The 20,711-nt window shown below is 62.0% G+C and carries 8 protein-coding genes; 4 read left to right on the top strand and 4 right to left on the bottom strand.

The features are described from left to right. The first annotated feature begins 52 nt into the window (after positions 1–52). Positions 53–1,066: a GNAT family N-acetyltransferase gene (locus tag QK293_RS19675; RefSeq protein ID WP_282380060.1), complete on the top strand. Its 1,014-nt coding sequence runs from the start codon at positions 53–55 to the stop codon at positions 1,064–1,066. A gap of 50 nt (positions 1,067–1,116) precedes the next feature. On the opposite strand, the gene QK293_RS19670 is transcribed toward QK293_RS19675, so the two are convergent. Beyond that, complete coding sequence (locus QK293_RS19670; protein ID WP_282380058.1) at positions 1,117–1,665, bottom strand: RNA polymerase factor sigma-70; 549 nt, start codon at positions 1,663–1,665, stop codon at positions 1,117–1,119. Positions 1,666–2,049: 384 nt separating this feature from the next. Here QK293_RS19670 and QK293_RS19665 point away from each other — a divergent pair, with 384 nt between their 5' ends. Further along, on the top strand, positions 2,050–15,033 hold the full coding sequence (locus QK293_RS19665) for a non-ribosomal peptide synthetase (RefSeq protein WP_282380055.1): 12,984 nt from the start codon (positions 2,050–2,052) through the stop codon (positions 15,031–15,033). A 57-nt stretch (positions 15,034–15,090) separates the two neighbouring features. Here the strand turns inward: QK293_RS19665 and dsbG are convergent, their stop codons facing one another. Genes dsbG through dsbD form a run of 3 tightly spaced genes read right to left on the bottom strand, consistent with a single transcriptional unit; the run spans position 15,091 to position 18,436 of the window. Further along, the gene (dsbG, locus tag QK293_RS19660; RefSeq protein WP_282380053.1) at positions 15,091–15,858 is read right to left on the bottom strand and encodes a thiol:disulfide interchange protein DsbG; all 768 of its coding nucleotides are present in this window, start codon (positions 15,856–15,858) and stop codon (positions 15,091–15,093) included. Further along, positions 15,834–16,700: a TlpA disulfide reductase family protein gene (locus QK293_RS19655; protein ID WP_282380051.1), complete on the bottom strand. Its 867-nt coding sequence runs from the start codon at positions 16,698–16,700 to the stop codon at positions 15,834–15,836. Before QK293_RS19655 ends, dsbG begins: the two co-directional genes overlap by 25 nt. Next, on the bottom strand, positions 16,700–18,436 hold the full coding sequence (gene dsbD, locus QK293_RS19650; protein WP_282380049.1) for a protein-disulfide reductase DsbD: 1,737 nt from the start codon (positions 18,434–18,436) through the stop codon (positions 16,700–16,702). The genes QK293_RS19655 and dsbD overlap by 1 nt, the downstream gene beginning before the upstream one ends. 153 nt (positions 18,437–18,589) lie before the next feature. On the opposite strand from dsbD, the gene QK293_RS19645 reads away from it, so the two are divergent. Together QK293_RS19645 and QK293_RS19640 are read left to right on the top strand one after the other, a co-directional pair. Next, entirely contained in the window at positions 18,590–19,273 is a 684-nt protein-coding gene (locus QK293_RS19645) for a response regulator (RefSeq protein WP_282380047.1), read from the top strand. Next, positions 19,270–20,595 (top strand): ATP-binding protein, encoded by a 1,326-nt coding sequence (locus QK293_RS19640; protein WP_282380045.1) that lies wholly within the window; start codon positions 19,270–19,272, stop codon positions 20,593–20,595. Before QK293_RS19645 ends, QK293_RS19640 begins: the two co-directional genes overlap by 4 nt. Positions 20,596–20,711 lie beyond the last annotated feature (116 nt).

The following is a 20,711-nucleotide window of genomic DNA, read 5'->3' as shown; positions in this document are numbered from 1 at the left end:
GCTGGCTCACGTCACATCGTTGAACTGCCGACGATTAACGTGAGCCCGACCCATGTCCACTCTGAATGTCCTGACTGCCCTGGCCTTGCCGACAGGAAGCCGTCTTGTAGCTGATGAAACCGAACGCCGCCTGTGCCTCAGCCTTGAAGGGCAGCCGCTGATCCAGCTGCGCCTGACTCGCGAGCCCGAGCTGCATGTGCAAGTCGAAGAGCGTTTCGACCACGCCGACAGTCAGGCAGTATGGGTGGCCTGTTATTGGCTGTTTGCCCGTGACCCGGGCTGTCAGCGCCTGATCTGGCAACTCGATGTAGCCCCCACCGAAGCATTGCTCAGCGGGTTGCTGATCCCCACCGAACTCGTCGGCCAGTATCGCTGTGAGCGAACACTGTTCTGGCAATTGCCTCAGCCTTGGCTGGGTGTGTCGCTGACTTCGAGTTATCCCCAGCAAATGATCATCAGTGGCGGCAAGCGTCATCCGCTGCGCCCGATGAAACCGCGCGGTGAAGTCTATCGGCGTTTTGATGCGCGCCTCGGTGCCTGGATTTCCCTGCGCAGGGTGGACATCGACCTGGACCTGGCGCGTTTCAATCGTTGGCAGAACAGTCCGCGAGTGGCGAGTTTCTGGCAGGAGGAGGGCAGCCTCGACCAGCATCGCGAGTACCTGAGCAAACTTGAAGCCGATCCCCGCACACTGACGCTGATCGGTTGTTTCGATGATCAGCCGTTCGCCTACTTTGAAGCCTATTGGGCCAAGGAAGATCGCATCGCGCCGTTCTATGACGCCGGCGATTACGACCGCGGTATTCACATGCTGGTGGGTGAGGAAAATCACCGTGGCCCGCACAAGGTGGCGAGCTGGTTATCGGCGTTGACGCATTACCTGTTTCTCGACGATCCACGCACTCAGCGGGTGGTTGCCGAGCCTCGCGCCGACAACGCGAAGATGATCGGGCATATGCAGAACCAGGGTTTTCACTGCCAGAAAGAGTTCGACTTCCCGCACAAGCGCGCGGCGTTGATGATGTTAGGGCGTGAGCGGTTTTTTGATCGGTGTGCGTTGGCTTGATACAAAAAAACGCAGCCTTGGGCTGCGTTTTTCCTGCGTGCGCTTGCGTGTCAGCGGCGAGCAAAGGTATCCACACGACTGCCCGACACCTTGCGGCAATGCACCAGCGCATCGCGAATCATGAAGTTCACCAGGGTCGGCGAGACGCCAAGCTCCTTGGCGATGTCCTTTTGCGGCACGCCGTGCAGGCGATACATCTCGAAGGCGTAGCGGGTGCGGCTGGGCAGCTCGGTCAGCGCATCGGCAATGTTTTCCAGGGTCGAGAAGTTGATGTGCGAGGTTTCCGGCGAAGCGCCTTGAATCACCACGTTCAGGCCTTCCTCTTCAGGGCCCGAATACTTCTGCTCCAGTGCCTGTTTGCGGTAGTGATCGATCGCCAGGTTGCGCACGATCTGGAACAGGTAGCTGAGCTGAGCCTTGAACGAGGACGTGATCTGCGGCGCAGATTGCAGCCGGAAGAACGCATCCTGCACCACGTCTTCAGCACGCGACCGGCAACCGGTAATGCGGGCTGCAATCTTGACCAGAATCAGTCGATTGTCGACGAATGCCTGAAGTAGCGGTGAATCGCACCTGCCTGTGGACATTTGTTCCGTCATGGAAATCACCTTGCTGCCAATAGGTTCGTGGGACGGCAAACGGGGCTGAGCCGTCCTACACATCGAGCGACAAATTATTCTAAATGATAATGATTGTCAAATGAGAAACAGAACTAATGATCGACAAGGGTGCAGAGTGAGAACGGCGACACGCTGCCGCGCCCGCTTGCCGCACCGCAGCCCCATTGGCGATCTGGTCTTCCGACTAATTATTTGAAGACGTCAACCGTTCTCATTGGTGAAGGGTTCCGGGTAGCACCTGCGGCCAAAACAGCATTCCCAAACCTTGCGCGGTCGGCGAAGACCGCGTCCTGCGCGCCCTCGAAGGGGCGTGACGTCAGAAAACCGATTTCACTTGCAAGCCGAATTCAGGCAGGAAACCTCATGACCGACGCGTTCGAACTCCCCAGCACACTGGTCCAAGCCCTTCAGCGCCGAGCGGCCCTGACGCCGGACCGGGTGGCCTTGCGTTTTCTCGCCGAAACCCAGGATCAGGCTGTGGTGCTCAGTTATCGCGAGCTGGATCAGCGGGCGCGGACCATGGCTGGCGCGTTGCAGGCCGAGGCTGCGTTTGGCGACCGCGTGGTGCTGTTGTTTCCCAGCGGCCCGGATTACGTCGCGGCGTTCTTCGGATGCCTGTACGCCGGTGTGATCGCGGTGCCGGCCTATCCGCCGGAGTCGGCTCGTCGTCATCATCAGGAGCGTCTGCTGTCGATCATCAGCGATGCCGAACCACGTCTGCTGCTGACCAGCGCCGGTCTGCGCGATGCGTTGCAGCAAATCGAGGGCGCGCCGCCGTTGCTGTGTGTCGATACGCTCGACGGTGCATTGGCCGAACGTTGGGTGGCGCCGAACCTTGCAGACGACCACATCGCGTTCCTGCAATACACCTCCGGCTCCACCGCGTTGCCTAAAGGGGTGCAAGTCAGCCACGGCAATCTGGTGGCCAATGAACTGCTGATTCGCCACGGCTTTGGCATTGATGTGAATCCTGACGACGTGATCGTCAGCTGGCTGCCGCTGTACCACGACATGGGCCTGATTGGCGGTCTGTTGCAGCCGATTTTCAGCGGCGTGCCGTGCGTGTTGATGTCGCCGGCGTATTTCCTCGGCCGGCCGTTGCGCTGGCTGGAAGCGATCAGCGAGTACGGCGGCACCATCAGCGGTGGGCCGGATTTTGCCTATCGACTGTGCAGCGAGCGGGTCAGTGAATCGGCCCTGGAACGTCTGGACCTGAGTGGTTGGCGCGTGGCGTACTCCGGCTCCGAGCCGATTCGCCTCGATACGCTGGAACGCTTCGCCGAGAAGTTCGCGGCCTGCGGTTTCACCCAAGACAGTTTCATGGCGTCCTACGGGTTGGCCGAAGCGACGCTGTTCGTGGCCGGCAGCCCTCGCGGTCAGGGCATTGGCAACCTGTGCGTGGACGATCAAGCCCTGGCACAAAACCGTGCGGAGGCAGGCGACGGCAGCCCGATCATGAGTTGCGGCATCAGTCAGCCGGAGCACGCGGTGCTGATTGTCGATCCGATTGCGCTCAACGCGCTGGCGGACAACACGGTTGGCGAAGTCTGGGCCGCCGGGCCAAGCGTCGCCCACGGCTACTGGCGCAACCCTGAAGCCAGCGCCAAGACGTTCGTTCAACATGCCGGCCGTACCTGGCTGCGTACCGGCGACCTGGGCTTTATGCGCAACGGTGAACTGTTTATCACTGGGCGCCTGAAAGACATGTTGATCGTCCGTGGTCACAACCTTTACCCACAGGACATCGAGCAAACCATCGAACGCGACGTGGAGGTGGTGCGCAAAGGGCGGGTCGCCGCTTTCGCGGTCAACATCGAAGGCCAGGAAGGCATCGGCATTGCGGCGGAAATCAGCCGCAGCGTGCAAAAAATCCTCCCGCCCGACGCGTTGATCAAAGCCATCCGCCAAGCCGTGGCCGAGGTGTATCAGGAAGCGCCGAGCGTGGTGGTGCTGCTCAATCCGGGCGCGCTGCCCAAGACCTCGAGCGGCAAACTGCAACGCTCGGCATGCCGCAATCGTCTGGTGGACGGCAGCCTCGACAGCTATGCGCTGTTCCCGTCGGCAAACGTCGACAGTAAATCCACAACTGAATCAGGTTCTGAACTGCAATCCTTGATCGGCCAGATCTGGTGCGAACAATTGCAGGTCAAACAGGTCAGCGCCGACGATCACTTCTTCCTGTTGGGCGGCAACTCCATCGCGGCCACTCAGGTGGTCGCGCGTCTGCGCGAAGAACTCGCTCTGGAGCTGAACCTGCGCCTGTTGTTCGAAGCGCCGACCCTTGGCGCGTTTGCCGCCGCGGTCGCTCAGCAACAACAGGAGGGTGGCCTCGCCCAAGGCGCGATCACCCCGCTGTCGCGCGCCGAAGCCATGCCGCAATCCCTGGCGCAGAACCGTCTGTGGATTACCTGGCAACTCGACCCGCAGAGCAGTGCCTACAACATTCCCGGTGCCTTGCGCTTGCGCGGCGAGCTGGATGAAGACGCCTTGCGCGCCAGTTTCCAGCAACTGATCGAGCGTCACGAATCCCTGCGCACGCGGTTCTTCGAGCGTGACGGTGTGGCGCTGCAACAGGTCGATGCCGCGAGCGAATTCAACCTGCAACTGATCGATATCAGCGACCTGCCGGTGGCCGAGCGTGAAGGCCGTGCGCAGCAAATCCGTGAGGACGAAGCCCGTACTCAATTCGATCTGGAAAAAGGCCCGCTGCTGTGGGTGACCCTGGTGCGCCTCGATGATGAGGACCATCAACTGTTGGTGACGATGCACCACATCATCGCCGACGGTTGGTCGCTGAACGTGCTGATCGACGAGTTCTCGCGCCTGTACGCCGCAGCGTCCCAAGGACAACCAGCGACGCTCGCGGCATTGTCCACGCAATACGCCGACTACGGCAGCTGGCAGCGCCAATGGCTGGCGCAAGGGGAGGGCGAGCGTCAGCTGGCTTACTGGAAAGCGCAATTGGGCTCTGATCATCCAACCCTGAGTTTGGCCACCGACCATCCACGCTCGGCGCAACACACTCACCGTGCTGCCCGCCATTGCGTGAAGCTGGGCGCGACCCTGAGCGACGCCATTCGCCAGACCGCCCAGGCCCATCAATCCACTTCGTTCATGCTGTTGCTCGCGGCGTTCCAGAGCCTGCTGCACCGCTACAGTGGCCAGCGCGACATCCGCATCGGCGTGCCGAACGCCAACCGTCCGCGCCTGGAAACCCAAGGGCTGATCGGCTTCTTCATCAACACCCAAGTGCTGCGCGCCGAGTTGGATTCGCAGCTGCCATTTGTGGCGTTGCTGGCGCAAACCCGTCAGGCCGCGTTGGGCGCACAAGCGCATCAGGACCTGCCGTTCGAACAATTGCTCGAAGCCTTCCCGCAAGCCCGCGAACAAGGTTTGTTCCAGGTCATGTTCAACCACCAGCAGCGGGACTTGAGCGCACTGCGTCACCTGCCTGGGTTGCTGGCCGAAGAGCTGCCGTGGCACAGCCGCGAAGCCAAGTTCGACCTGCAGTTGCACAGCGAAGAAGACCGTAATGGTCGCCTCAGTCTGTCCTTCGACTACGCCAGCGAACTGTTCGACACCGCGACCATCGAGCGTCTGGCCGAGCATTTCAGCAACCTGCTGCGAGCGATCTGCGAGCAACCGAAAACCGCTATCGGCGACCTGCAACTGCTGAACCCGTCCGAGCTCGATCAGCAAACTTTGTGGAGCGCCGCACCGTGTACGCCGGCCCGCGTTTGGCTGCCCGAGTTGCTCAATGAACAGGCTCGCCTGACCCCTGAGCGCACCGCCCTGATGTGGGACGACGGCAGCCTGAACTTCGCCGAACTGCACACCCAATCCAACCGACTGGCCCATTACCTGCGCGACAAAGGCGTCGGTCCGGATGTCTGCGTGGCCATCGCCGCCGAGCGTTCGCCGCAGTTGCTGATTGGCCTGCTGGCGATCATCAAGGCCGGTGGCGCCTACGTGCCGCTGGACCCGGATTACCCGGCCGAACGCCTGGCCTACATGCTCAGCGACAGCGGCGTCGAATTGCTGCTGACCCAAACCGAGCTGCTTGACCGCCTGCCGACCGCCGACGGCGTCAGCGTGATCGCCATGGACGCCTTGCATCTGGAGAACTGGCCGAGCCAAACGCCGGGTCTGCACTTGCACGGCGACAACCTGGCGTACGTGATTTACACCTCCGGTTCCACCGGCCAGCCGAAGGGCGTCGGCAACACCCACGCAGCCCTCGCCGAGCGGCTGCAATGGATGCAGAACACCTATCGCCTGAACGAAACTGACGTGTTGATGCAAAAGGCACCGATCAGTTTCGACGTGTCAGTGTGGGAGTGCTTCTGGCCGCTGATTACAGGTGCACGCTTGCTGATCGCCGGCCCTGGCGAACACCGCGATCCGCACCGCATCGCGCAGCTTGTCCAACAGTACGGCGTGACCACGCTGCACTTCGTGCCGCCGCTGTTGGCGCTGTTCATCGACGAACCGCTGACCACCGAATGCACCAGCCTGCGTCGGGTATTCTCCGGTGGCGAAGCCTTGCCCGCCGAACTGCGCAACCGCGTGCTGGAACACCTGCCTGCCGTGCAATTGCACAACCGCTACGGCCCGACCGAAACCGCGATCAACGTCACCCATTGGCACTGCACAACCGCCGATGGCGAACGCTCACCGATTGGTCGTCCGCTGGGCAATGTGCTGTGCCGCGTACTCGATGAGGCACTCAATCCCGTTCCGGCCGGTGTGCCGGGCGAGCTGTGCATCAGTGGCATTGGTTTGGCGCGCGGCTATTTGGGTCGTCCAGGCCTGACCGCCGAACGCTTTATCGCCGATCCGCTGGGCGAGCAGGGCGCTCGCTTGTACCGCACGGGTGACCGTGCGCGCTGGACCGCCGATGGTGTGATCGAATACCTCGGCCGTCTCGATCAGCAGGTCAAACTGCGTGGTTTCCGCGTTGAACCGCAAGAAATCGAAGCACGCCTGCTGGCTCAGGACGGCGTCGCTCAAGCCGTGGCGCTGGTGCGCGAAACGGCGGCCGGCGCACAGTTGATCGGTTACTACACCGCCACTGAAACCAGTGAAACTGAAGACGTTCAAACCGCCCGCCTGACAATAGCGCTGGCGGCTGAGTTGCCGGAATACATGGTCCCGGCGCAGCTGATGCGTCTGGACGAAATGCCCCTGAGCCCCAGCGGCAAACTCGACCGTCGCGCCTTACCGGAACCGCAATGGCAAGTGCGCGAACACGTCGAACCGGTCACCGCGCTGGAACAACACATCGCCGGTATCTGGCGTGAAGTATTAGGCTTGGCGCAAATCGGTCTGCGCGACGACTTCTTCGCCCTCGGCGGCCATTCCTTGCTGGCCACGCAAATCATCTCCCGCACCCGTCAGGCCTGCGACGTCGAGTTGCCGCTGCGCACGCTGTTCGAAAACAGTGAGCTTGGCGTGTTTTCCGAACAGGTTCGCTTGATTCAGGCCAGCGGCAAAACCAACCGGCAACCGCCCATCGAGAAAGTCGACCGCAGCCAACCGGTGCCGTTGTCCTATTCCCAGCAGCGCATGTGGTTCCTCTGGCAGATGGAACCGGACAGCCCGGCCTATAACGTCGGCGGCATGGCGCGGCTGCGCGGGGTACTTGATGTCGGGCGCTTTGAAGCAGCGCTGCACGCATTGATCATGCGTCACGAAACCTTGCGCACCACGTTCCCGAGCATCGATGGCGTGGCGCAGCAAAGGGTTCACCCGGACACCGGCATGCGCATGGACTGGAAGGACTTCTCCGCGCTCGACGCTGATAGCCGCGAACAGCGCGTCCAGCAACTCGCGGACGACGAAGCGCATAAAGCCTTCGATCTGGAAACCGGACCGCTGCTGCGCGCCTGCATGGTCAAGACCGCCGAGCAGGAGCATTACCTGGTACTGACCTTGCACCACATCGTCACCGAAGGCTGGGCGATGGACATCTTCGCCCGGGAACTGAGTGCACTCTACGAAGCCTTTGTCGATGACCGCGAATCGCCGCTGCAACCACTGCCAGTGCAATACCTGGATTACAGCGTCTGGCAGCGTCAGTGGCTGGAATCCGGCGAACGTCAGCGCCAACTCGATTATTGGACCGCACAACTGGGGCGTGAACATCCGCTGCTGGAATTGCCCGCCGACCGTCCACGTCCGCCCGTGCAAAGTCATCGGGGCGAACTGTTCCGTTTCGACCTGAGCGATGACCTTGCCGCCCGGGTCCGCGCCTTCAATGCACACAACGGTCTGACCCTGTTCATGACCATGACCGCCGCGCTGGCCGTGCTGCTTTACCGCTACAGCGGCCAGACCGATTTGCGCATCGGCGCGCCGGTGGCCAACCGGATTCGTCCCGAAAGTGAAGGGCTGATCGGTGCGTTCCTCAACACCCAGGTGCTGCGTTGCCAGCTTGACGGGCAGATGTCCGTGGGTGAGTTGTTCGAGCAGGTTCGCCACACCGTGATCGAAGGTCAGTCCCATCAAGACTTGCCGTTCGATCACTTGGTGGAAGCCTTGCAGCCACCGCGCAGCGCCGCCTACAACCCGCTTTTCCAGGTGATGTGCAACGTGCAGCGCTGGGAATTCCAGCAGAGCCGCACACTGGCCGGCATGACCGTCGAGTACCTGGCCAACGATGCGCGAGCGACCAAGTTCGACCTCAACCTGGAAGTCACCGACCTCGACCATCGCCTGGGTTGCTGCCTGACCTACAGCACTGATCTGTTCGATGAACCACGCATTGCGCGGATGGCCGGGCATTGGCGCAACCTGCTGGAGGCGCTGCTGGCCGATCCGCAACAGCGCCTCAGTGAGCTGCCGTTGCTGGAAGCTGCCGAACAGCAAAACCTGCTCGACAGCCTCGGCGTCGAGCCGGGCGAACATCGACTCGATCAGTGCATTCAGCACCTGTTCAGCGAGCAGGTCCTGGCCCGCAAAGATTCACCCGCACTGACTTTCGTCGGGCAAACCCTGAGCTACGCCGAACTCGACAGTCGCGCCAATCGCCTGGCCTGGATGCTCCGCGAGCGTGGGGTTGGGCCGCAGGTTCGGGTCGGCCTGGCACTTGAGCGGTCGCTGGAAATGGTCGTCGGCCTGCTGGCGATCCTCAAGGCGGGCGGCGCCTATGTGCCGTTGGACCCGGAATACCCGCTGGATCGTTTGCACTACATGATTGAAGACAGCGGCATCGGTTTGCTGCTCAGCGATGCGGCGATGTTCCAAGCGCTTGGCGAACTGCCGCCTACCGTGGCTCGCGGGTGCCTCGAAGAGGACGCCGCCACACTGGCCAATTACCCGGACACCGAGCTGCCGTTTATCAGCCTGCCACAACACCAGGCGTACCTGATTTACACCTCGGGCTCTACTGGCAAACCAAAAGGCGTGGTGGTGTCCCACGGTGAAATCGCCATGCACTGCCGCGCCGTGATCGAGCGCTTCGGCATGCGCCCGGACGACTGTGAGCTGCATTTCTATTCAATCAACTTCGACGCCGCGACCGAGCGTTTGCTGGTGCCGTTGTTGAGTGGGGCTCAAGTCGTTCTGCGCGCTCAGGGCCAGTGGGGTGTGGAAGAAATCTGCGGTCTGATTCGCCGTCACAACATCAACATCCTCGGCTTCACCCCAAGCTACGGCAGCCAGTTGGCGCAATGGCTGGCGACTCAGGGCGAGACATTACCGGTGCGGATGTGCATCACCGGCGGTGAGGCCTTGACCGGCGAACACCTGACGCGAATTCGCGCAGCGTTCAAGCCGAGTCTGTTTTTCAACGCTTACGGCCCGACCGAAACCGTGGTCATGCCGTTGGCCAGTCTGGCGCCTGAGCAGCTTGAAGAGGGAATGGGCAGTGTGCCGATCGGCAGCGTGATTGGCGCTCGGGTGGCTTACATCCTCGATGCCGATCTGGCGTTGGTGCCGCAAGGCGCGACCGGCGAGTTGTACGTCGGCGGTGCCGGGCTGGCGCAGGGTTATCACCAGCGTCCGGGCATGACGGCCGAGCGGTTTGTCGCCGATCCTTTTGCCGCCAATGGCGGGCGCCTGTACCGCACCGGCGATCGGGTGCGTCAGCGCGCCGATGGTCTGGTGGAGTACCTCGGGCGCATTGACCATCAAGTGAAAATTCGTGGTTTCCGCATTGAACTGGGCGAGATCGAAACCCGTCTGCTGGAGCATGAATCCGTGCGTGAGGTCGTGGTGTTGGCCCTTGATGCACCGAGCGGAAAACAACTCGTCGGCTACCTGGTAACTGACATTGCCGAGCAGGACGAAACCCAACAAGCCTCACTGCGCGAGGCCCTCAAGGCTCACCTGAAATCCCAGTTACCGGATTACATGGTGCCGACGCACTTGATCTTGCTGGCTCGCTGGCCACTGACCGCCAACGGCAAACTCGACCGCCGCGCACTGCCGGCGCCGGATCCGGAGCTGAACCGTCAGCACTACGTGGCGCCGAGCAATGAGCTTGAACTGACGCTGGCCGCGATCTGGTGCGAAGTGCTGAATGTCGAACAAGTGGGCCTCAACGACAACTTTTTCGAACTGGGCGGCGACTCGATTCTGTCGATTCAGGTGGTCAGCCGTGCGCGGCAGCAGGGCATTCACTTCAGCCCGCGTGACCTGTTCCAGCATCAGACGGTACAGACCCTGGCCGCCGTGGCGACCCGCACTGAGCAGGTCACGGCCGAGCAAGGTTTGCTTGCCGGCGAATCACGGTTGACGCCGATCCAGCACTGGTTCTTCGACACCGATATCCCTCAGCGCCAACACTGGAACCAGGCATTGCTGCTGGAGCCCACCGTGGCGCTGGAGCCCCATCGCCTCGAGCAAGCATTGCTGGCGGTGATCGAACAGCACGACGCCTTGCGTTTGCGTTTCACCGACGTCGCAGGTCAATGGCAGGCCGAGCATCAGGCGATTTCCGATGCGCCGGTGCTGTGGCAAGTGCGCGTTACGTCCATGGACAAATGCGCGGCACTGTTCGCCGATGCCCAGCGCAGCCTCGACCTCGAAGCGGGGCCGTTGATGCGGGCGCTGCTGGTCGACGGCCCCGAGGGCCAACAGCGGCTGTTCATCGCCATTCACCACCTGGTGGTGGACGGCGTTTCGTGGCGAGTGCTGCTGGACGACCTGCAAGCGGTGTATCGCCAACTGGACGCGGGGCAGTCGGCAAAACTGCCGGCGAAAACCACTGCCTTCAAGGACTGGGCCGCACGCTTGCAGGCATATGCCGGCAGTGAATCCCTGCGTGAAGAACTGAGCGGGTGGCAGTCGCAACTGGCCGGTGAAAGCGTCGAGTTGCCGTGTGATCGCCCCGAGGGTGGCCGGCAGAATCGTCATGCACAAACCGTCAGTGTGCGTCTCGACAGCGAGCGCACCCGACAATTGTTGCAGCAAGCGCCGAGTGCCTATCGCACCCAGGTCAACGACTTGCTGTTGACCGCATTGGCGCGCGTGCTGTGCCGCTGGAGTGGTCACGCGTCGGCGTTGATTCAACTCGAAGGCCACGGCCGCGAAACCCTGTTCGACGAAATCGACCTGACGCGAACCGTCGGCTGGTTCACCAGCGCTTATCCGTTGCGGCTGACGCCAGTGGACGGGCAGGGCGCCTCGATCAAGGCGATCAAGGAACAACTGCGTGCGGTGCCGCACAAAGGTCTGGGTTATGGCGTGTTGCGTTATCTCGCCGATGACTCGAGCCGTCAGAGCATGGCGGCCTTGCCGGTGGCACCGATCACCTTCAACTACCTCGGTCAGTTCGACCAGAGCTTCGGCGCGGACGCCTTGTTCCTGCCTCTCGATGAAGCGGTCGGCGCGGCCCATGATCCTCGCGCGCCGCTGCCCAATGAGCTGTGCGTCGACAGTCAGGTCTACGGCGGTGAGCTGGTGCTGCGTTGGACCTTCAGCGCCGAACGCCACGACCCGCAGACCATCACTGAACTGGCGGACGCATACCTTGGCGAATTGCAGAGCCTGATCGAGCATTGCCTGGGCGACGATGCGGGTGGCCTGACGCCGTCGGACTTCCCGTTGGCGAAACTGACCCAGCCACAACTCGACGCGCTGCCCATCCCCGCCGCCGCTATCGAAGACGTCTACCCGCTGACCCCGATGCAGGAAGGCATGCTGTTGCACACCTTGCTGGAACCGGGCACCGGCCTCTATTACATGCAGGATCGCTACCGCATCAACAGCGAGCTCGACCCGCAGCGTTTCGCCCAGGCCTGGCAAGCCGTCATCGCCCGTCACGAAGCCCTGCGCGCGTCGTTCTGCTGGAACGTCGGCGAAGACATGCTGCAAGTTATCCACAAGCCAGGCAGCACGCCGATCGAGTATCTGGACTGGACCGCAATCGTCGATGCCGAGCAGGAGCCGACGTTGCAGGCACTGCTCAAACGCGAGCGTGAGGCTGGGTTCGATCTGCTCAATCAGGCACCGTTCCACCTGCGTTTGATCCGGGTGGGCGCGGCGCGTTACTGGTTCATGATGAGCAACCACCACATCCTGATCGATGCCTGGTGCCGTTCGCTGTTGATGAACGATTTCTTCGAAATCTACACCGCACTGGGCGAAGGTCGAGACGCGCAGCTGGCCGTGCCACCGCGCTATCGCGACTACATCGGCTGGCTGCAACGCCAGAGCCTGGCCGAGGCGCGGCAGTGGTGGAAAACCAACCTGCAAGGCTTCGAGCGGACCACGCCGATTCCGAGCGACCGGCCGTTCCTGCGTGAACATGCCGGTGAAAGCGGCGGGATGATCGTCGGCGACCGCTACACAAGGCTTGATGCTCGTGACGGTGCGCAACTGCGCGAACTGGCCCAGGCGCATCAACTGACCATCAACACCTTCGCTCAAGCGGCGTGGGCGCTGGCGCTGCGACGTTTGAGCGGTGATCGCGACGTGCTGTTCGGCGTCACGGTGGCTGGGCGTCCGGTGGCAATGCCAGCGATGCAGCGCACCGTCGGGCTGTTCATCAACAGCATCGCGCTGCGGGTGAAAATGCCCGAGGACGATCAGCGGTGCAGCGTTCGTCAATGGCTCAGTGGCTTGCTCGACAGCAACATGCAATTGCGCGAGTACGAATACCTGCCGCTGGTGAGCATTCAGGAAAACAGCGAACTGCCCAAGGGCCAGCCGTTGTTTGACAGCCTGTTCGTGTTCGAAAACGCCCCGGTGGAAGTCTCGGTGCTGGACCGAGCGCAGAGCCTCAACGCGACGTCGGATTCGGGCCGCACCCACACCAACTTCCCGCTGACGGCGGTGTGCTATCCGGGCGATGACCTGGGCTTGCACCTGTCTTACGACCAGCGTTACTTCGATGAGTCGACCGTCGAACGCATGCTCGGCGAGTTCAAGCGGTTGCTGCTGGCGCTGGTCGAAGGTTTCCATGGCAACATGGCTGACTTGCCGCTGCTGGGGGCCGAAGAGCAGGATTTCCTGATCCATGGCTGCAATCAGAGTGAACACGACTATCCGCTGGAGCAGAGCTACGTCGCGTTGTTCGAGGCTCAGGTCGCGCAACATCCACAACGGATTGCCGCGAGTTGCCTCGACAAGTTGCACAGCTACGTTGAGCTGAACCAGCGCAGTAACCGTCTCGGTCATGCGCTGATTGCGGCAGGCGTCGGGCTGGATCAACCGGTGGCATTGCTCGCCGAACGTAACCTCGATCTGCTGGGCATGATCATCGGCAGCTTCAAGGCGGGCGCCGGTTACCTGCCGCTGGACCCGGGCCTGCCGAGCCAGCGTCTGAGCCGGATCATCGACCTGAGCCGCACGCCGTTGCTGGTTTGCACTGAGGCCTGTCGTGAACAAGCTGTCGCGCTACTGGATGAGTTCAGTTGCGCCAATCGGCCGAAGTTGCTGGTGTGGGAAGAGGTGCAGGCGAGCGATGTTTCGGTGGTCAATCCGGGTGTCTACAGTGGTCCGGACAACCTCGCTTACGTGATCTATACCTCGGGTTCCACCGGTCTGCCGAAGGGCGTGATGGTCGAGCAGCGCGGCATGCTCAATAACCAGTTGAGCAAGGTGCCGTACCTGAATTTGAGCGCCGACGATGTGATCGCTCAGACCGCCTCGCAAAGTTTCGACATTTCGGTCTGGCAGTTCCTCGCCGCACCGTTGTTCGGCGCTCGGGTTGACATCGTGCCGAACACCATCGCCCATGATCCGCAAGGGTTGCTGGCGCATGTGTCGGCGCAGGGCATCACCGTGCTGGAAAGCGTGCCATCGCTGATTCAGGGCATGCTCGCCCAGGAACGCATGAGCCTCGACGGACTGCGCTGGATGCTGCCGACCGGTGAGGCAATGCCGCCGGAGCTGGCGCACCAGTGGTTGCTGCGCTACCCGCAGATCGGTCTGGTGAATGCTTACGGTCCGGCGGAATGCTCGGATGACGTGGCGTTCTTCCGCGTCGACATGGCGTCGACTCGCGGCAGTTATTTGCCGATCGGTACGCCGACCGACAACAACCGTTTGTACTTGCTTGATGGCGCGCTGGAACTGGTGCCGCTGGGTGCGGTGGGCGAGTTGTGCGTCGCGGGTACCGGTGTCGGCCGTGGCTACGTCAGTGACCCCTTGCGCACCGCTCAAGTGTTTGTGCCGAACTCGTTTGGCGCGCCCGGTGATCGTCTGTATCGCACCGGAGATCTGGCCCGTCGTCGCAGTGACGGCGTGTTGGAATACGTCGGGCGTATCGACCATCAAGTGAAGATCCGCGGCTACCGCATCGAACTGGGTGAAATCGAGGCGCGTCTGCATGAACAGCCGCAAGTCCGCGAAGCGGCAGTAAGTGTGCAGGAAGGGGTCAACGGCAAGCATCTGGTCGGTTATTTGGTAGCGGCTGATTCTTTGATCAATCCAACCGAGCGACTGGAGCGCATCAAGCAACGGCTGCGTGCCGAGCTGCCGGAATACATGGTGCCGCTGCATTGGTTGTGGCTCGACCGGATGCCGCTGAATGCCAACGGCAAACTCGACCGCAAGGCCCTGCCGGCGCTGGAAATCGGCCAGTTGCAGAGCCAGGACTATCAGGCGCCACGCAATGAACTGGAGCAGATCTTGGCTGATATCTGGGCCGAAGTGCTAAAGGTCGGGAAGGTGGGGGTGCGTGACAACTTCTTCGAGCTGGGCGGGCATTCATTGCTGGCGACGCAGATCGCTTCGCGGGTGCAGAAAGCCCTGCAACGTGATGTGCCGCTGCGGGCGATGTTTGAATGCAGCACGGTGGAAGAACTGGCCGAGTACATCGAAGGGCTGGCGGCGAGCGACATCACCGAGGAGAAGGTGGATCGGTTGAATGATCTGATGGCGGAGTTGGAAGGGCTTTGATTCTCTAGCGATTGTGAAGGCCCCTTCGCGAGCCTGCTCGCGAAGGGGTCGGTGACGTCACTTAGGCCCGAGAATCTTCACCAACTTGTCCGGCGAAGGCGCGCCTTGCTGCTGTTGCAACTCGCCCTTGTCGTCCATGTAGAAAATCGCCGGGGTGGCCTGCAACTCAAGGTCCTCCATCAGCTGCATGTTCGCCGCCAGTTTCGCCTGAATCGCCGGAGGTATGTCCTTCAGCGCTTTTAGCGAACTGCCCTTGCCGGATTTCTCGTGATCTTCCAGCGCTTTGCTCGGATCCTTGGCGGCCAGCAGCGCAGCCGATTTGCCCGGGCTGTCTTCGCGAATGATGCCGACCATAATGTGCCGCAGCTGCACCTTGCCAGCCTTGACCCATGGCCGCGCCTGCTCCCAGAACATGTTGCAGTAAGGGCAATTCGGATCGCTGAACAGGTAGACGATCCGCGGCGCATCTTTCTTCCCGTCACCGATCCAGTTGCTGGTTTCCATTTTGCCCCAGACCTCCTTGGCCATCGGTGCATAAACCAGCTTCTGCAGCGGCGCACTGCTCAGGTCGTTGCCGTCGGCATCGTACAAATTGCCGAGCAACACATGCTTGCCATCCGGAGTCAGGTACAGCGCTATGCCACGGCTCTGGTACTGCGCCGCATAACCCCGCAGACCGTCGGGTGCGTCGAATTGGCCAACGATTTTCGCGCCCTTGGCTTCGATTTTCTTAATCGCGTCGGGCAGCTCTTCAGCCTGGACCGACGGTAGATGCAGCAGGGCAGCGCCCAGGGTCAACGTCAGCAGGTGGTGGAGGCGGGGCATGGCAGTTTCCTTGAAGAGGTGGCCGGTGCGGCAGGACTCGGGGTATCGAAGTTTTCCAGGGCGCGGGCCAGGCTGGCGTCCGACAGCTCACCCAGGTGGCTGCCCAGCAGGCGACCGTCGGGACTATAGAACAGCGTAGTCGGCAACGCCATGGAGCCGACGGCCTGGCCCAAACGGCCACTGCCGTCGAACAGCACGTTGGACAGGCTCAGGCCCTGGGTTTCCAGGTAAGTACTGACGCTTTGCATGCTTTCAGCCTGGTTGACGAACAGGAAGGTCAGGTCCGGGCGGTGTTGCTGGGCGTTTTCCAGCACCGGCATTTCCCGGCGGCACGGCGGGCACCAGGTGGCCCAGAGATTGATCACCAACGGGCCACCCTTGTAGTCGGCCAATTGCACGGTTTCACCGGCGGTATTGCGCAGGGCAATTTCCGGCAGGCGCGTGCCTTGTTCGTAAATCGTCAGGGAGAAAGTCGCCAGCAGCCAGAACGCCAGGCCACTGGCCACGCCAAAGCCCAAGGGGCGGCGCAAGCCCGGGCGACGCCAGCCTCGATGCAACGCGGCGAGCAGCAGCACGATCACACCGGGCCAGGCGAGAAAGCCGCCGTCGCGCAGGTCGATGATCTGCCACGGATCGTTGCGGTACTGCGCCCAGTAGGCGATCACGAAGCTGATCCGGGCGGCCAGCATGCCCAGCAGGAACAGGCTGAACAGCACCGACTCCGGGTTCTCGCCGCCGCGCTTGGCCACTCGCCAGCCGACGAAGGTCGCCAGCGCCAGGGCGCTGATCAGCAGCAGGTGATTAAGCGCAATGGCAAAAGTGCCGAGGGTAAAGGTCAGCATTAACGGGCGTCTCGGGTGGTGGACCAGCGTTGCAGGAAGGTGTCGGCATCGACCTCACCGGTAATGCGCTGGCTGCGACGCTCGATGCCGTCGGCACCGATCCACAGCAGGCTCGGTGGCCCCGGCACTTTATAACGGCCGAGCAGTTCGCGGCTGGCGGCATTGTCGGCGGTGACGTCCAGGCGTAGCAAGCGCACATCGCTCAAGGCTTCCAGTACGTGGGGTTTGCCGAATACCTGTTTTTCCATGACCTTGCACGACACGCACCAGTCGGCGTAGTAGTCCAGCAGCACCCACTGGCCTTGGGCCCGTGCCGCGTCCAGTTCCCGTTGCAGTTCGGCGGTGTCCTTGAGGGTGGTGAAGGCATCGTGGCCGACAGGGTTTGCCGCACGGCTCGAGTTTGAAGTGCTGTAGACCTGCAACGGCTTGAATAGATCGTCACTGCCACCGGCGGCCCCCAGCAGCAGCAGGCTGCCCCACAAACCCAGTAACAATGAGCTGGCCCCGAACACATGAGCGGTGCGTCCGAAACCGTCGGATTGGCGCCAGGCGCTGTAAGCCGCGATCACCAGCAAGGCGCCGCACAAACCGACCCACAGGGATTCATCCAGCACCGGGCGCAGCATCAGCAGGGCAGTGGCGAGGAACAGGAAGCCGAACACACCTTTGAGCAGGTTCATCCAGGCGCCGGGTTTGGGCACAAAGCGATTGCCGACGGTCACCAGCAACAGCAGCGGTACACCGATGCCGATGCCCATGGCGAACAGAATCAACCCGCCCTGCAGCGCATTGCCGCTTTGCGCGATGTAGAGCAAGGCGCCCGCCAGTGGGGCGGTCATGCACGGGCCCACCAGCAAACCGGACAAGGCACCCAACACACCGGCGCCGAACAGGCTGCCGCCGCGCTGATTACGCGAGACATGTTCCAGGCGATCACGCACAGCCACCGGCAGTTGCAACTCGAAGAAGCCGAACATCGGCAACGCCAGCAACACAAACACCGCCGCGAAACTGCCCAGCAACCAAGGGTTTTGCAACAATGCCTGCAGATTCGCCCCGAGCAGCGCGGCCAAAACGCCCAGCGCCGCATACACCAGCGCCATGCTCACGACGTAGCTGGTCGCCAAGGCGAAACCGCGCTTGGGCGTGGCGCCACTGCCGACGATCAAACCGGCCAGAATCGGCAGCATCGGCAACGAGCAAGGCGTGAAGGCCAGCAACAGCCCCAGACCAAAGAACACCAGCAAGCTCCAGCCCAGCGCCCGTTGCTGCAGGTCACTGGCCAAGGCTTCATCCGGCGCTTCGTTTGTCGCAGCGATAGCGGATTTGCCGCCCAGATCCACCACCTGAGTTTGTGGTGGATAACACAAACCGGCGTCGGCGCAGCCCTGGAATCCAACCTTGATCTGGCCGGTCGCACCTGCCGGAATCTTCAGTTCCAGACCCTGACGATAGACCTGCTGTTCGCCGAAGAATTCATCGCTGTGCGCTTCGCCGTCAGGCAATACAGGCTTGTGTTCCGCGGGCAAGCCATCGAACTTCAGGCGTTGCTGGTAGAGGTAATAACCGTCGGCGATTTGCCAATAGAGCTGGGTTTCACCGGAATCAAGGCGTTCGGAGGTGAAGATGAACGCCTTGCCGACGGGAAGAAAGTCGGGTTTGGTCGCGAACGGATCAGTCCCTGCCTGGGCCAGACCCGAGATCATGAGAACAAAGAATAGAAACAGTCGACGCATGGGTAAGCCTTGTCCCTGTGCAAGTGAGGTGCACAATGGGCGGCGTCGATTAACCGATGATTAACCGCGGTGGCCTTGTGGCATTGGCGCTTGCGGCATAATGTCCGCTTAATCGGCCACCGGCCTAATCAGCTTTTTTCTACGGGGCTCCCCATGCACGTACTGGTTTGCGAAGACGATGAGCTGATTGCCAGCGGCATTGTCGCCGGCCTCACCGCTCAAGGCCTGACGGTAGAGCACGTCGCTACCGCATCGTCTGCCAGGGCGATGCTCAAAGTGGCGGAATTCGACGTGATGGTGCTCGATCTTGGCCTTCCCGATGAAGACGGCCTGAAGCTGTTACAGCAGTTGCGCCATCATGGTCTGGAGATTCCAGTGCTGATTCTGACGGCCCGGGACTCGGTCACCGACCGCGTCGATGGCTTGCAAGCCGGCGCCGACGATTACTTGCTCAAACCTTTCGACCTGCGCGAACTGGCGGCGCGCCTGCACACCCTGTTGCGGCGGGTGGCGGGGCGCAGCGTCAACCTGATCGAGCACGGCCGTTTGACTTACGACCCGAGCAGCCGCGAAACCATGCTGGGCGGCCAGCCGGTGGACCTTTCCCGTCGCGAGCAGTCGCTGCTGCAGGCTTTGCTGCATAACCGGGGTCGGGTGCTGTCCACCGAGCAACTCAAAGACAGCGTCTACGGTTTCAACGATGAACTGGAAAGCAACGCCCTCAACGTGCATATCCATCACCTGCGGCGCAAACTCGGCAATGGCATTGTCGAGACGGTGCGCGGCCTGGGCTATCGCCTGGGGCCGGCCGATGGCGCAGAGGAATTGAAAAAGTGATGAGCCTGCGTTTGCGCCTGAGCCTGACACTTGGCGCCGCTTTTGCGCTGATCTGGGCCCTGGCTGCGGCCTGGATGCTCAGCGACCTGCGCAACCAAATGATGTTTTCCCTCGACCAGCGGCTGGTGGCCTCGGCACGCATGGTCGCCGGCCTGATGGAACAATTGCCCGCATTGCCGACTAAGGGTGAGGGCACCCATTTCAGCGCGGAACAACTGAACATCCCCGGCGGCATGGCCTGTCAGGTCAGTTCGTTGCGTGGAGAAATCCTCGCCCGCAGTCACACCGATCCGCAACAAACCCTGGAAGCCGAGAAAATGGGTTTCCACGACCAGATGATCGATGGTGCACCGTGGCGTAGTTTCACTCTGGCCCGCGGCGATCTGCGCATCACCACCGCCGATCGACAGATCGAACGTGAGGCTCTGAACCTGTCGATCCTGCTGGCGGCTTCGGTGCCGGTGGGCGTGGCCTTGCTCGGTTGTCTGTGCCTGCTCTGGCTGGGCATCGGCCAGGGGCTGGCGCCACTCAACCGCATGCGCGATGCCTTGATGCGCCGCAGTGCCGACTCCCTGGAACCTCTGCAGATCCAGCCGCTGCCCAGCGAACTGCAACCGTTGCTGGACACCCAGAATCAGCTGTTTCAACGGATCGGCAAGACCATCGAACGGGAACGCCGTCTGACCGGTGACGCCGCCCACGAGTTGCGCAGCCCGCTGACGGCGATCAAGACCCACCTGCAAGTGGCGCGCATGACCGACGGCGCGGCCCGGGATCAATCCCTGGCCCGGGCCGAAGAGGGTGCCGATCGCTTGCACCGGACCCTTGAGCAATTGCTGCTACTGGCGCGGGTCGAGGGCAGTCTGTCGTTCGATGATGGTGTGCAATGCAGCGCCGAGCAGGTGGCGAAACTGGCGATTCAGGACGCCGCCAGCGGTGATCGTCAGCGGATCAAGTTTCAGGTGCCGCCGAAGATCTCTCACGCCCCGGTGCAAATGCCCGCCGTGCTGTCGATTGCCGCGCTGCGCAACCTGCTGGACAACGCGCTGCGTCACACCCCGGGCGACGGCGCGGTGGAGCTGAGTCTGGTCACCACCGGCAATCGCGTGCAGTTTGTGGTTCGCGACCACGGGCCCGGCATTGCCGAAGACGATCTGCAACACCTGACCCAACGCTTCTGGCGCAACGGCCAGAGCACCGGCTGCGGTCTCGGTCTGGCGATTGTCCAGGCGATTGTCCAGCGCTGCGGCTGCACCCTGCATTTCGACAGCCGGCCGGATGGGCTGCGGGTTGAGTTGACCATGCCGTTGCAACCCATCTGATCGCCCCCTCAGGGGTTCCGTGTCGCACACCAAATGTAACGTCTCTCCATTAGCCACCCACTCACCATGGCGCTATCGTCCCCGGCAGCTTTGACTCAATGGATTGAGGTAACAGC

The organism is Pseudomonas sp. AL03, assembly GCF_029960815.1.
Taxonomy (GTDB): Bacteria; Pseudomonadota; Gammaproteobacteria; order Pseudomonadales; family Pseudomonadaceae; genus Aquipseudomonas.
The sequence above is the reverse complement of the archived record's forward strand: the minus strand, read 5'-3'. Positions and strand labels throughout refer to the sequence as shown.